Here is a 13,377-nt window from a genome sequence, read left to right on the forward strand (position 1 = left end):
AACCCGCGAGAGACCCATGAACGCCTCAATTCCCCTGACCCCCGCGCGCGCACCCGTCGCGCCACTGGTGGCCTTTGCCCTGCTGGTGCTGGGCGCGCTGTTCCTGCACAACGTTGTCGGCTCGCGCCAGATGCTATTGCTGATGGTCGGCGCGGCCCTGGGCCTGACGCTGTACCACGCCGCCTTTGGTTTCACCTCGGCCTGGCGGGTTTTTATCAATGATCGTCGTGGCGCCGGCCTGCGGGCGCAGATGGTGATGCTGGCGTTGGCGGTGCTGTTGTTCTTCCCGGCGCTGGGGGCGGGCACGTTGCTGGGTCAGCCGGTTGTCGGGCTGGTAGCGCCGGCTGGAGTGTCGGTGGTGTTCGGTGCGTTCATCTTCGGTATCGGCATGCAGTTGGGCGGCGGATGTGCCTCGGGCACGTTGTTCACCGTGGGCGGCGGTAATGCGCGCATGCTGGTGACCCTGTTGTTCTTTATCTGCGGCTCGCTGATCGCTACTCACCACGTGGATTGGTGGTTTGCGCTGCCGGCGTTCCCGGCGGTGTCCATCGTCAAAAGTTTCGGCGTGGTGCCGGCCTTGATCCTGAGCCTTGCGGTGTTTGCGTTGATCGCAGCCGTCACGGTGCGCCTGGAAAAGCGCCGCCACGGTCAGCTTGAAGAGGGGGTGAAAAGCCCGCATTCAGGTGTGCGCCGCTTTCTGCGCGGGCCGTGGCCGCTGGTGTGGGGCGCCGTTGGCCTGGCATTGCTGAACTACGCGACCCTGGCGTTGGCCGGGCGGCCGTGGGGCATTACTTCGGCGTTCGCACTGTGGGGCGCCAAGGTGGCGAGCGGTGTGGGCGTGGACGTCAGCGCCTGGGCATTCTGGCAGATGCCGGGTAATGCCAAGGCCCTGGCCGCGCCGGTGTGGGAAGACATCACCAGTGTGATGGACATCGGCATCGTCCTCGGTGCGTTGCTGGCCGCCGGCCTGGCCGGACGTTTCGCACCGAGCCTGAAGATCCCAGCCCGTTCGTTGATCGCGGCGGTGATCGGCGGGTTGCTGCTGGGCTACGGCTCGCGCCTGGCCTACGGCTGCAACATCGGCGCGTATTTCAGCGGCATCGCGTCCGGCAGTCTGCATGGCTGGATGTGGTTGGTGGCAGCGTTTATCGGCAACAGCGTGGGTGTGCGCCTGCGGCCGTTTTTCTTTGCCGGTGAGCGGCCGCAAGTGGCGTTGAGCGGCTGCTGAGTCAGGCTTCGGGGGACGGGCTGGGCGCCTCGGCAGCTTCAGCCGCCAGCCTTTCCCGCTCGGCCTTGCTGATGTAGCGATCCTTGGATTTGGGCGCCAATTTGGCGCTGGCTTTCTTGGCCTTGGCCTTGAACAGTTGCTGGAGTTTTTTCTGGCGATTCATGGGTTTTTACCGGGGCTGTCAACGCGCGGATCATACCAGCTAAGCAAGCTGCACCGTGGGGCCTAGGCGCAATCCAGGCGTAGATCGCGCTTTGGCTGTATCGTCCGGGTGTTTCATAAGGAGGAACATCCCCCAGGCCCAAGTATCAGTTGTGAAATGAACGCTGCAGGAATGCATCGATCAGGTCGACCACCTGCTGCTGGACCACTGACCGTGGCCTCGCCCCGTTGCCGTCCTGGCAGATCATCCCATCGCCCGGCGAATCCGCTTCAATCAACGCCACGGCGCCTGGTTTGCAGATCGACATAAAGCTGAAGTGGGTGGCGTCGGCGATCTCCATATATTGAGTCGTGGCTTTTGGCAGGCGCTTGACCATATTGGCGGACTCCAACTGCGGGTCCATGTCCTCGGACGGCACGCCTCCCGCAATCACCAGCACCGGCACTGGCAATGTCGCCAGGCTGGCATCGGTGAAGCCGCGCGACAGGCCCAGGTCCAAGGACACAATGGCGGTGACGCGCTGGTCGCTTAAATCCGCAGCCAAGCGCTCTTTACCCTCTAGCGTACCGGCGGGGTTCATTTGCCGGTAACCGAGGCAGCCGCCGAGCTTAGGGTGAACGGTGCAGTCTCGGGCAAACCGGTCGGGATCGAACCGCGCGCCGGCCATTTCCAGCACAGTCCAGCCGCCCAGGGAATGGCCCATGGCGGCAATCTGGCCTTTGGCGACCACACCGAACTGGCCCGGCTCGGCCAGCACCCCATCGATCGCCCGGCTCAAATCCCTGGGCCTTTGCCATAACTGCGCAGCGGCGGCGGGGCTGCGGTCTTTGCTGGTAGTGCCTGGATGATTGACCGCCGCCACGATATAACCCCGCCGTGCCAATGCGCTGGCCAACCACACCTGATTGCGCCAATTGCCGCCATAACCGTGGGAGAGCACCACCAGTGGATGCTCCCCTGCCACCACCGGCGCGTTCGGCACCGCGAGAGCGCCGACGAACACCGTATCGTCGGCGATCGGTTCGGGGGCCGCAGTGGTAGCGGCGGGATACCAGACGGTCAGTTGCAATGGGCGATTGTTTTGCGCATCGGGGAGGGTGGCGGTCTGAAATCCGATAGGGATATCAACTGCAAGCACAGGTCCGGCAAGGCAAGTCAGCAGCAAAGCGGCGAGGCTGATTTTCACTTTTTATCGTCCTTGAGGTGAGCGAGGCATCATGCACGGCATCATGACTCCAGCGCCATGGTGCGGGCTATTTTTGATCAGCACATGGGTAAACCTTCGGGATATGGCAGCAAGTCGATCACTGGTTTTTTGAAATTCCGCGTTTGAAGTGACGGTCGCCAGATGGCTTAAAACAGGCGGTTTTTATAGTAGAGAGGCAGGACTAGGAAGTTGCTGGCGGCTTCCTTCTTGAATGTCTTACAGATGGAGACTTCGTGTTTTTAGGAAGTTGATGCCTTTATTTGGTTTAAAAAACTTGCAATGTTAGGGCGAACTTTAAGTTATTGAGCCGGGACTCATGCAGCACTATGGCTGCTTCCTTAAGAAAGGAGCGATGTTCATGGTCAATCTCAATCCTGATGCGTCCTCGTCTTACCGTCATTTGACAAGCACTTCCGTCAGTGCGGCTAACGACTACGCTGCTATGCCTGCCCATGAGCGTGCAAGTGTGCGTGTTTCAACCAATAGTCACCCAGCTACCGAGACCGTTTCGACCCTTGCGCGCCAGTTAAGTGACGCCGCAACGCACGCTGAAAACCGTATCGTTCAGCAAGGCTCCAATCTGGTCGACCCAATTACAGATGGCAACTACTTCGCCAACAAAGTGCGGCACGACGCACAGACCCCCGATACCGATGACCCGGACCTCCTGGCGCGTGCTCGGCAGGCCACTGGCTTCGTCAACGGTACTGACATCAACCCGTTCAAAGACCTCGCCCGCGACCACCTGAGCTTGATCGCCCACGACGACGACGGCACTTTCACCATGAATGAGCGACGTGCAGCTTGGTTGCAGATGCAGTCTGCGGTGTCCCCCGCAGCACCCAGCTCAAGGTCAGTAGCTGGCCGTGACTTGATGATTGCGCGCTTGTTCGGTAGCCACGAGCCGCCGGTCGCCCTGCCGCCTGCGACCTACGAAAATGCAGGCCAGAACGTTTTTGAATTTTTACGTCACGATGATCGTGCACTGATCGCGGATATGTTCGCTTACGCACAGGAGGAGGGTGCCAGTCTGGGCTATGTGGATCAATTGGCTCATTCACTCGGCAGCTATCGTCGTGCAAGCGACGGGCGCCAGCAGTTGAGTTCCAATAACGGCTACGATGCACAGGGGTATCGCGTAACGTTCAACTTTAAGCAAGAAGACGCGGCAACGGCCTCACGAATTCTGAACGGCACGGCCATCACCAGTACCCGACTTGATCAGGGCTATTTGCGACATATCCTCAATCCGGATTACGGGGCGCTTTCCAATATTGGCGGCCTGCCGTTCCTGGAAAAAATGGTGAATAGGTTTTCGGACGAAGGTGGCAAGCAAGCTGGGCTCGGCGATGAGTTCACCACCTTTAAAGTGATCCCTGTCGAAGACAACATCGTCGTTACCACCGACGAATCCATAAGGCGCCCGCCCTCCGAGGCGCTCGCTGATAACGTAAACGGCGTCTGGACCCTCACCGAAAAAGGCAAGGCAGCGGGGTATACGATAGACCCGGCTACCGGCTCGTTGATCAAGCCAGTCGAACCTTCTGACGTTCCAGGTCCGCAGCGCTCAGAGCCGGGCCTTGTCTCAGGCTTAGCGCGTGAGCGCACCCTACTTGATGCGCTTTCGGACAACCGCGAAAGGCCCAGCGCGCGTTGGGTCTGGACCCGTCAATTGTTCAATCTGATCAAACAGTACAAACCTTGAAGTGGCCTATCAGCCAGGTGCGGCGGCTAATGGCGGATCAGCGTGCAGCCCTGGCGACCCGACGGATGCCTACGCATGTGTAAGCCCCGTCAACGTATCGGCAATTGTCTTGGTCCGCTGCGCCGTGCCCTCGGTGGCGCGGCTGGACGCCTCCAGAGCGTCGAGCATTTCGCGCAGTGCGCCGACCCCGGTGGATTGGTCCTCGATCTGCTGGGCAACGCGCTGGATCTCACTGGACAGCAGGTCAATATCCACGCCGATTTCCGCCGCATTCTTACGGGTGATTTCCGCCAGTTTGCGTACTTCGTCCGCCACTACGGCAAAGCCACGGCCCAAGTCACCGGCGCGTGCCGCTTCAATGGCTGCGTTGAGCGCCAGCAGGTTGGTTTGCCCGGCGATCTGTTGGATCACCTGCACGATCGACTGAATACGCAAACTCGACCCCGCCAGCGTACGCGCACCTTCCACCGCCACGTCCGCCTGGCTGGACAGCCCCTCTACCGTGGCCCCGGCCTGGGCGGACACGGTGTTCTGCTGGCCGATGGTCCCCACCAGTTCATCCATCGACGCGTGCAACTCACCCGAGTAATGCTTGAGCTGCGCAGCGATGTCTTCCTGCTGACGCTCAGCCTGGGCCAACACCATGCCCAAGTCCGCCAGCCCTTCGAATACCGGCAGGATATTGCTGTCCAGCCCCCGGGTATTGAGGGTGTTGGCGAAGTTGTTGTTTTTGAACGCGGCAATCTGCTTGACCACCACATGGTTCAAACCGGCCAGTTTCTTCACCTGGCGACGTAGGAAAAACGCCTTGAATTCGCCGTAATGGGCGATGAAATTGTCCACATACTCGTCGGTGAAACTCGCGCCTTTGCCCACTCGGAAAAAGAAAATCGCAGTCAGTGTCTGGTTGAGGTTCAAACCCAGGATTTCCCCAAAGGTGGAGAACCCCGCCAGCGGTACATCGCCGAACGTGCCGGCCATGCTGCCCAGCTCGGCGCCATTGTTCAGCCGCCGCAAGATGCAGTCATTCAAGATGCCCGCCACTGGCTGGCCACCCTTGCCGCGCAAGAACTGCTCGTAGTCACGGCGCGTCGCCTCCCGCAACGGCGTACGCCGCACCATCACCAACTCTTCGCCCGGCGCCACGTCGCAAAACAGCTGCACAATCTGCTGTTCATAGTCGATGCGTGCGATGGAGCGCACAAACAATTCACTGCCCACGCGGATAGCAAACGAATAATCCGCCAGCTTCGGCTCCAGCGCCTGGGGCGAGCAGTTGAAGGCATCGCACAGCGCCTGCACCATGCTCTTGATGTTGCCGCTGCTGTCGATGACCTGGTCAATAGTGCGGTCTTCCACCGAAGCGGTCAGCACACTGAAGGTCAGGTCGGCAGGCTTGAAATTCTGACTTTTGAACACGCCAAAACGCACATCCGCCGCGGTTTTCACGAACACGATTTGCGCGTGGTTTTGATAACTGCGCTGGCCGTCATGAATCAGCGTCTTCTGGAAATCCGACTTACCCCCGGCTGATCCCCCTACAAACAAACACGGGAACCGCCCCGACTCGTACAGCGCCTCCATAAAAAACGACTCCGACGCCGACAGCCCGTCGAACACCACGTACGCCAAGGTATCGCGATGATCGATTGGTGTATTCACCTGCACCCGCTTGATATTGGCCACCAACTTGGCAATCCGCTCCTGCATTTTGAGGCGCTTGCCACCGCTGCGGATGTCCTCGCACTCCAACGGCACCATCACCACCTCGGCCGAGGCGATCACACTGGCATCGAACAACTGCAACACCATCCGATCCCAGCGCTCGCCGGTGCTGCAGTAGAGAGCATTGGGTGCGTTGCACAACTCGCCGGAGGTGGTGCACAGACTGATGGTGGATTGCGGGAAACGGCGCTTGAGCTTGGCGGCGATGGCGTCGATGTCCAAGTGCGGCGAGATGAAGCCCGTGATCAACGTCGGCGTGAGGCGCTGGGCGGCTAAAGCGGCGTCCAGGTCGCTGGCGGTACAGGTGAGGGTGGTGGTGCCTTGGCGAGCGGGCCGGGATTTTTTTATAAGGGCGAGTGGATTCATGGGGTGGGCTCGGTCGGGTGGGGAAGCGGGGTAAGGCATGTGGTTAGTAGGGTTATCGGCAGGTTGGATGGGGGCTGGAGGGGGAGGGTGGGGGGATGCGACGGATGGACGCGGGTCGTAGGTGGGGATGCATACGGCGGCAGCTCTAGGTCAAGGCTATGAGAAAACCCGTGGGCCGTTTTAAAGTCTTTCGGCTACGTAAAGTCCACGAGCTATTGGGTTGATGCCCTCGACTTTGCTTGAGCGTTGGCAGCTCTCTTTATAAACGCCGACTAATCTTATGCTGGGCTGTGGCAGCAGACACAAAGCTTGTTACCGTCAGGGTCTCGAAAGTACGCGCCGTAATAGTCGGGATGGTAGTGAGGCCTTAATCCAGGCGCGCCCTCACACGTTCCGCCTAAGGCCAGTGCGGTTGCGTGGCTTCTTCTTACCGCCTCCCGATTGGGTGCAAGTAGCGCCACCATATTTCCATTGCCGGGCTCGCATGCGTTGCCGTCAAATGGCTTTCCTATGACGAAAAGGGGGCGAGATGAGGTTTTTGAGACCCAACCGGCCCACGGCTTACTCGCTTCGCAGAATTTTAAAGTGAGGTCTAAGTCGGCCATTATTTTTGAGTAGAAAGCAAAGGCCCGATCAAAATCACCTACGCCTAAACAAACATGGGAAATCATGGTGGCTACCACTGCGGCTATGAATACGCATGAGTCTGGCCCGAAACGACTACCGGTGAAAGGGCCCAATCGGGCTCGCATCGCAGGCTTCACCGCGAAAGGCCCAGGTATCTACATCAGTCTCAAAGACTGAAAAATAAATCTGTGGTGAGCACAGCAAGTCTGCTCATCACAGGAACCTCATCTCTCAGGTGATGTTTTCACCCAGGAGGTGTAGATACCTCTGCCCCGATGGGATCAAAAATGATCCCGTACAACCAAGCTACAACAGTTGCCCGCCCGAGATATCAAACGTCGTCCCATTAGCCCAGGCCATGTCATCGGACAAGATCGCTGCAACCGCAGCGCCTATATCATCCTGCAGACCAACGCGGCCCAGGGAGATACGGCTGGCGATTGGTGGCCCAGCGGTCGTTTTTCCGCGATCCAGCTTGGTATTGCCCCGATATCACCCCATAACTATCCCCATATCCACCAAGCGCAAGGACACACCATGACCAACCCAACCGAAACCGCCATCCTCGCCGGCGGCTGCTTCTGGGGCATGCAGGACCTGCTGCGACGCTACCCCGGCGTGCTGCGCACGCGCGTCGGCTACACCGGCGGCGATGTGCCGAATGCCACCTACCGCAACCATGGCAACCATGCCGAAGCGATTGAAATCGTGTTTGACCCGGCGGTGATTTCCTACCGACAGATCCTTGAGTTCTTTTTCCAGATCCATGACCCCAGCACGCCGAATCGGCAGGGCAATGATCTGGGGCCAAGCTATCGTTCGGCGATTTACTACCTGAGCGAGCAGCAACGGGAGATTGCCGAAGACACCGCGGCTGACGTGGATGCTTCCCAGCTATGGCCGGGGCCTGTGGTTACGCAGATAGAGCCTGCAAGGGAGTTCTGGGAGGCGGAGCCGGAGCATCAGGATTACCTGGAGCGGATACCCAACGGGTATACCTGCCACTTCATTCGGCCGAATTGGACATTGCCCAAGCGGAGCTAAGCGTGAGTAGCGCTGGGGAGAGGCCGTGAATTCCGTGGTGAGCAGGCTTGCCCTGCGTTGGGCTGCGAAGCGGCCCCACTCCAGGCAATGTGGTTTCATCTGACACTCCGAGGTGCCTGGGTTTGGGGCCGCTTCGCAGCCCAGCGCAGGGCAAGCCTGCTCACCACAGCGAGCCCGTTCACCACAGCGAGCCCGCTCACCACAGCAAGCCCGTTCACCACAGCAAGCCCGCTCACAGGGTTATGCGTCAGCCTTTAAGACTTGTGTGGATACCTGTGTCTATCGGAGCAAGTCCAATCGTCGCTCCGCCCCTTCCACATTTATCCGCTTTACCTGAAGGCTTCAGCGCACCAGGCAAGGCTGCTTATTATCAAACCGCCACCCCGGAATCAGGAACTGCATCGCCACGCTGTCATCCCGCGCGCCGAGGCCCATGCCTTTGTACAGTTCATGGGCGTGGGCCACGGCGTCCATGTCGATGTCTACCCCCAGGCCGGGCCGGGTCGGCACCTTCACATAACCCCCTTCGATTTTCAGCGGCTCGCGGGTCAGGCGTTGGCCGTCCTGCCAGATCCAGTGGGTGTCGATAGCGGTGATGTCGCCCGGTGCGGCGGCGGCCACTTGGGTGAACATCGCCAGGGAAATATCGAAGTGGTTGTTGGAGTGCGAACCCCAGGTCAGGCCCCACTCGTGGCACATCTGCGCCACGCGCACCGAGCCTTGCATCGTCCAGAAGTGCGGGTCGGCCAGGGGGATATCCACCGATTGCAGCTGGATCGCGTGGCCCACCTCGCGCCAGTCGGTGGCGATCATGTTGGTGGCGGTCTTGAGCCCGGTGGCGCGGCGGAATTCGGCCATGACTTCGCGGCCTGAGTAACCGTTTTCGGCACCGCAGGGGTCTTCGGCATAAGCCAGTACGTGGTGCTGGTCGCGGCACAGGCGGATGGCTTCTTTCAGCGACCAGGCGCCGTTGGGGTCGAGGGTGATGCGTGCCTCGGGGAAGCGTTCGGCCAGTGCGGTGACCGCTTCGATTTCGGCATCGCCGCTTAGCACGCCGCCCTTGAGCTTGAAGTCATTGAAGCCATATTTGGCCTGGGCCGCCTCGGCCAGGCGCACTACCGCCTCGGCGGTCAGGGCGGTTTCATGGCGCAGGCGGAACCACGCATCATCGCTGTCGGCCTCGTTGCGATAGGCCAGGTCGGTGGCCGTACGGTCGCCGACGTAGAACAGATAGCCCAGCATTTTCACCGCATCGCGCTGCTGGCCTTCGCCGAGCAGTGCGGCCACCGGCACTTCGAGAAACTGCCCCAGCAAGTCGAGCAAGGCGGCTTCCATGGCGGTCACCGCGTGGATGGTGATGCGCAGGTCAAAGGTCTGCAGGCCACGCCCGGCGGCATCCCGCGAGGCAAAAGTGCTGCGCATGCGGTTGAGGATGCGCTGGTACTGGCCGATGGGTTGGCCGATCACCAGGCTGCGCGCGTCTTCCAGGGTTTCGCGGATGCGTTCGCCGCCGGGTACTTCGCCGACGCCGGTGTGGCCGCTGCTGTCCTTGAGAATCACGATATTGCGCGTAAAAAATGGCCCATGGGCGCCGCTGAGGTTGAGCAGCATGCTGTCGTGGCCGGCCACGGGGATGACCTGAAAGTGAGTGACGATTGGCGTAGTCATGGCAGGTTCCTGGTTGAGCTTAAAGAGGTTTGCTGAGGGCGGCGCTGGGCACGCTGCCGGGCGCGGTCAAGGTGGACGAGGGCGAGGTCTTGGCGAAGAACACCAGGATCGCGGCCAGTACCGAGGTGCCGGCCAGGCCGTAGAGGCCGCCTTGGATCGAGCCGGTGGTCTGCTCCAGGAACCCAAACGTGGTTGGCGCAACAAAGCCGCCCAGGTTGCCGATGGAGTTGATCAGCGCGATCACCGCCGCGGCGATGCGCACATCCAGATAGCCCTGGGGGATCGGCCAGAACAGCGAAGACGCCGACTTGAAACCAATCGCCGCGAAGCAGATCGCCACAAAGGCGAAGATCGGCCCGCCGGTGGTGGACATGAACATGCCCGCCGCCGCAATCAACAGCGCCGCCGCGACCCAGGCCTGCTGGAATTTGAACTTGCCCGACAGCGAGGCGAAGGCATACATGGCGATGATCGAGATCAGCCACGGGATCGAGTTAAAGAAACCCACCTGCACATCGCTGAGGTCGCCCATCTTCTTGATGATGCTCGGCAGCCAGAAGGTTGCGGCGTAAATGGTCAGTTGGATGCAGAAGTACAGCGCGCAGAACAACAGAATCTGGCGGTCTTTGAGCAGTTGGCCGAGGGTCGGCTTGACGCTGGTCAGTGCCTCGCGCTCGCGCTGTTCCTGGTCGATGGCGTCCACCAGTGCGTCCTGTTCTTCGCGGGTCATCCATTTGGCGTCGTGGGGCTTGGAATCGAGCCAGAACCACACGAAGAACCCGATGGCCACCGAGGCCAGGCCTTCGATGGCGAACATCCACTGCCAACCGTGCAGGCCAAACCCTTCGATCTGCAGCAGTGCACCCGACAGCGGGCCGGAGATCAGCGAGGCCACCGCCGAGCCGCTGAGGAAAATCGCGATGGCTTTGCCGCGCTCCACACCCGGCAGCCAGCGTGTGAAGTAGTAGATCACTCCTGGGAAGAAACCAGCCTCGGCCACTCCCAGCAGAAAACGCAGAATGTAGAAGTGGGTTTCGTTCTGGATAAACGCCATCAACGTGGCGACGATGCCCCAAGTGAACATGATGCGGGTCAGCCAGATACGCGCGCCGACCTTTTGCAGCAGCATATTGGAAGGTACTTCGAAGAGGGCATAACCAATGAAAAACAGCCCGGCGCCAAAGCCATAGGCGGCCGCGCCGATGCCTAGGTCATGCTCCATGTGCGTTCGCACGAAGCCGATATTGACCCGGTCGATGTAGTTGAGGATGAACATGATCACGAACAGTGGGAGCACATGGCCCTTCACTTTGCTCACGGCGCGCGCGAGGACCGGACTGCGTTCTGAAGCAACAGCTGCGTGGTTTGAATTGTTCACAATTCAAGACTCCCCCTGATTATTTTTATGCGGGTTTGTGCGTTTTGTTGATAGACATCATACAAGTAGTTTTCTTGGGGTCGCAATGCACTGCTCGGGATTTGTTCTTATAAAGCCCGCCATTCAGTGAGTATTTTGGTTATTTATCAGCTTTCATTGGGTTTTTTAGCGGTTGTTAAGCCCGGAGTGTAGTCTCTCTCAAAGGACCCTAATAGGTCTTGATGTGTAGTGTTGTCATACAAGTTAGAGGGTTTCGGATTCGTGTCACGCCGAACAGGCAGAATGTTAAGCTTCTCCCCAGCCCAACCCCGTGGACCCGTCGCAATGCCCATCCAACCCCCAGCCACCCCACGCAAACGCTCCACCAACCTGGCTCAAGGCGTGGTCGATGATCTGACCCAGCGCATCCTGTTGGGGCAGTTGAAACCCGGTGAAAAACTGCCGTCCGAATCCACCATCGTTCTCGAACACGGCGTGAGCCGCACGGTGGTGCGCGAAGCCATTTCCAAGCTGCAGGCGTCCGGGCTGGTGGAGACGCGCCACGGCATCGGCACCTTTGTGCTGGAGCCGCGCGCCCAGCAAGGCTTGCGTCTGCATGTGGACACGGTGGCCAGTGTGCGCAACATGCTGGAGCTGCGCCTGGGCCTGGAGGTGCAGGCGGTGGCGTTGGCTGCGGGGCGACGCTCCGATGCGCAACTGGCCCATATGCGCCAGGCCCTGGATGACTATCAGGCGTCCCTGGCCAACAACGACAGTTGTGTGGAAGAAGACAAACGCTTCCACCAGCTGATTGCCGAAGCCACCGGCAATACCTTCTTCACCGAGATCATGCAGCACCTGGGCAGCGCTATGATTCCGCGCAGCATGGTCAAGGGCGCCGAGCGCGGTGGCGCGGACTTCGCGAAGCTGGGGCAGTTGGCGCACCTAGAGCATGAGGCGATTTTTAACGCGATCAAGCGTCAGGACGCGGACGCGGCCCGCGCAGCCATGGTGCTGCACTTGACCAATAGCCGGGACCGGTTTTCCGGCGAGTAAGACGCTCGAACGCGCCCATAGGACCCTCAATTGAACGAACACACTTTATCCATGCGCCTGGAGCGCGTGGCGGCGAACGTGCCGTCGGGCGCGCGCCTGGCCGATATCGGCTCGGACCACGCGTACCTGCCGGTAGCCTTGTTGCGTCGTGGCGCGATCAGCTCGGCGGTTGCGGGGGAGCTGGCGAGCACGCCGTTCCACGCGGCCCAGCGCACCGTGCGCGATAACGACCTGCAAGCGCACATCAGCGTGCGCCAGGCCAACGGTCTTGCGGCCATCGAGCCCGACGACGGCATTACCGCGATCAGCCTGTGCGGCATGGGCGGCGAGACGATTCGCGACATCCTGGACGGCGGCAAGGCGCGCTTGAGCGGCCGCGAGCGCCTGATTCTGCAACCCAATGGCGGCGAGGCATCGCTGCGCCATTGGTTGATGGATAACGCTTACACGATCCTCAACGAAGAGCTGGTGCACGAAAACCGCTTCTACTACGAAATCATCGTCGCCGAACGCGCCGGGCCGGTGGCCTACAGCGCCGAACAACTGTACTTCGGCCCACTGCAGATGCAGGCGCGCAGCCCGGTGTTTTTGGCCAAATGGCAACGGGCGTTGCGTCTGAAGCAGAAGGTGCTGGCAGGCCTTGAACAGTCGGAGCAGGGCGCTCTACACGGCAAGCAACAACACATCGCCCGGCAGGTGCAATGGATCCGGGAGCTGCTGGGTTAAGCACACCTCATCGCGTCTTCAAGTTTGCGCGGTAGGCAGCCGATAGCCTGCCTATGACGGCGGATGGTTGAAGCGTGTGCTTGTCCGAACATCCCCGTGCTTGTCGTCCCCGGCGGTGACACCGTCACTGCCAGGACTGAGTGCTTTCGCCCCATTTTCGAGCACGCTACGGCGCGTTTTTGCACATCGCCTGCCCTGTTTCGGGGCTGTGGCTCAACGGCCCGTATCTTGCTAGTCCCAGAATAATCAATGACATGGCGTTTTGCCGTTAGTCATTTCAAGGTTTCCCCCAGCGCTGCACCGCCTGGGTGGTTTGAGGGAGTAGTCGGACATGCACAGTTTGTTATCACCCGGTATCCGCCTGCTCGGACAGTTTGGTTTCGCGCGAAAATTCCAACTGCTGTTTTTCCTTTTCATGCTGCCCCTGGCGGGTAGCTTGTGGATGATCGGTCAGGATTACCGAGAAAAATTAACCGTGATTTCCAGCGAGCGTTCCGGTGTCAGC

General features: G+C 60.1%; 11 protein-coding genes and 1 pseudogene. 5 read left to right on the forward strand and 7 right to left on the reverse strand.

The window, feature by feature from the left end; genetic code table 11:
• Nucleotides 1-16: 16 nt before the first annotated feature.
• Nucleotides 17-1,228: a YeeE/YedE family protein gene (locus K1567_RS25485; RefSeq protein ID WP_034099273.1), complete on the forward strand. Its 1,212-nt coding sequence runs from the start codon at nucleotides 17-19 to the stop codon at nucleotides 1,226-1,228.
• Nucleotide 1,229: 1 nt separating this feature from the next.
• Here the strand turns inward: K1567_RS25485 and K1567_RS25490 are convergent, their stop codons facing one another.
• Together K1567_RS25490 and K1567_RS25495 are read right to left on the reverse strand one after the other, a co-directional pair.
• The gene (locus K1567_RS25490; RefSeq protein ID WP_080758769.1) at nucleotides 1,230-1,391 is read right to left on the reverse strand and encodes a DUF2986 domain-containing protein; all 162 of its coding nucleotides are present in this window, start codon (nucleotides 1,389-1,391) and stop codon (nucleotides 1,230-1,232) included.
• Nucleotides 1,392-1,536: 145 nt separating this feature from the next.
• A complete protein-coding gene (locus K1567_RS25495; RefSeq protein ID WP_169868986.1) occupies nucleotides 1,537-2,577 on the reverse strand; it encodes an alpha/beta fold hydrolase in 1,041 nt (346 codons plus the stop codon).
• 379 nt (nucleotides 2,578-2,956) lie between these two features.
• Between K1567_RS25495 and K1567_RS25500 the strand changes: the two genes are divergently transcribed.
• Complete coding sequence (locus K1567_RS25500) at nucleotides 2,957-4,303, forward strand: hypothetical protein (protein WP_220698972.1); 1,347 nt, start codon at nucleotides 2,957-2,959, stop codon at nucleotides 4,301-4,303.
• A gap of 69 nt (nucleotides 4,304-4,372) precedes the next feature.
• On the opposite strand, the gene K1567_RS25505 is transcribed toward K1567_RS25500, so the two are convergent.
• The 3 genes and pseudogenes from K1567_RS25505 to K1567_RS25515 all read right to left on the reverse strand — a co-directional run.
• The gene (locus tag K1567_RS25505; protein WP_169868988.1) at nucleotides 4,373-6,394 is read right to left on the reverse strand and encodes a methyl-accepting chemotaxis protein; all 2,022 of its coding nucleotides are present in this window, start codon (nucleotides 6,392-6,394) and stop codon (nucleotides 4,373-4,375) included.
• Nucleotides 6,395-6,672: 278 nt separating this feature from the next.
• The gene (locus tag K1567_RS25510; RefSeq protein ID WP_310794505.1) at nucleotides 6,673-7,146 is read right to left on the reverse strand and encodes a VOC family protein; all 474 of its coding nucleotides are present in this window, start codon (nucleotides 7,144-7,146) and stop codon (nucleotides 6,673-6,675) included.
• A 181-nt stretch (nucleotides 7,147-7,327) separates the two neighbouring features.
• A pseudogene (locus tag K1567_RS25515) lies at nucleotides 7,328-7,462 on the reverse strand (3-oxoacyl-ACP reductase); the annotation flags it as partial.
• Between the two features lie 96 nt (nucleotides 7,463-7,558).
• Here K1567_RS25515 and msrA point away from each other — a divergent pair.
• Complete coding sequence (gene msrA, locus K1567_RS25520) at nucleotides 7,559-8,065, forward strand: peptide-methionine (S)-S-oxide reductase MsrA (RefSeq protein ID WP_034114605.1); 507 nt, start codon at nucleotides 7,559-7,561, stop codon at nucleotides 8,063-8,065.
• Nucleotides 8,066-8,407: 342 nt separating this feature from the next.
• Here the strand turns inward: msrA and gudD are convergent, their stop codons facing one another.
• Both gudD and K1567_RS25530 read right to left on the reverse strand, forming a co-directional pair.
• Nucleotides 8,408-9,733 (reverse strand): glucarate dehydratase, encoded by a 1,326-nt coding sequence (gene gudD, locus K1567_RS25525; RefSeq protein ID WP_220698973.1) that lies wholly within the window; start codon nucleotides 9,731-9,733, stop codon nucleotides 8,408-8,410.
• Between the two features lie 19 nt (nucleotides 9,734-9,752).
• Nucleotides 9,753-11,111, reverse strand: coding sequence for an MFS transporter (locus K1567_RS25530; RefSeq protein ID WP_040268929.1), 1,359 nt, complete (start codon nucleotides 11,109-11,111; stop codon nucleotides 9,753-9,755).
• Nucleotides 11,112-11,435: 324 nt separating this feature from the next.
• Here K1567_RS25530 and K1567_RS25535 point away from each other — a divergent pair, with 324 nt between their 5' ends.
• Entirely contained in the window at nucleotides 11,436-12,146 is a 711-nt protein-coding gene (locus K1567_RS25535; RefSeq protein WP_220698974.1) for a FadR/GntR family transcriptional regulator, read from the forward strand.
• Between the two features lie 30 nt (nucleotides 12,147-12,176).
• The gene (locus tag K1567_RS25540; RefSeq protein ID WP_220698975.1) at nucleotides 12,177-12,872 is read left to right on the forward strand and encodes a tRNA (adenine(22)-N(1))-methyltransferase TrmK; all 696 of its coding nucleotides are present in this window, start codon (nucleotides 12,177-12,179) and stop codon (nucleotides 12,870-12,872) included.
• Nucleotides 12,873-13,377: the final 505 nt, after the last annotated feature.

Origin of the sequence: Pseudomonas sp. S5F11 (assembly GCF_019641515.1) — a bacterium.
Lineage (GTDB): Bacteria > Pseudomonadota > Gammaproteobacteria > Pseudomonadales > Pseudomonadaceae > Aquipseudomonas > Aquipseudomonas rhodesiae.

Excerpts from the sequence above, each read along its gene's own strand:
- K1567_RS25485 (WP_034099273.1), top strand. The coding sequence starts at position 17 with ATGAACGCCTCAATTCCCCTGACCCCCGCGCGCGCACCCGTCGCGCCA.
- K1567_RS25490 (WP_080758769.1), bottom strand. The coding sequence starts at position 1,391 with ATGAATCGCCAGAAAAAACTCCAGCAACTGTTCAAGGCCAAGGCCAAG.
- K1567_RS25500 (WP_220698972.1), top strand. The coding sequence starts at position 2,957 with ATGGTCAATCTCAATCCTGATGCGTCCTCGTCTTACCGTCATTTGACA.
- K1567_RS25505 (WP_169868988.1), bottom strand. The coding sequence starts at position 6,394 with ATGAATCCACTCGCCCTTATAAAAAAATCCCGGCCCGCTCGCCAAGGC.
- K1567_RS25510 (WP_310794505.1), bottom strand. The coding sequence starts at position 7,146 with ATGCGAGCCCGATTGGGCCCTTTCACCGGTAGTCGTTTCGGGCCAGAC.
- msrA (WP_034114605.1), top strand. The coding sequence starts at position 7,559 with ATGACCAACCCAACCGAAACCGCCATCCTCGCCGGCGGCTGCTTCTGG.
- gudD (WP_220698973.1), bottom strand. The coding sequence starts at position 9,733 with ATGACTACGCCAATCGTCACTCACTTTCAGGTCATCCCCGTGGCCGGC.
- K1567_RS25535 (WP_220698974.1), top strand. The coding sequence starts at position 11,436 with ATGCCCATCCAACCCCCAGCCACCCCACGCAAACGCTCCACCAACCTG.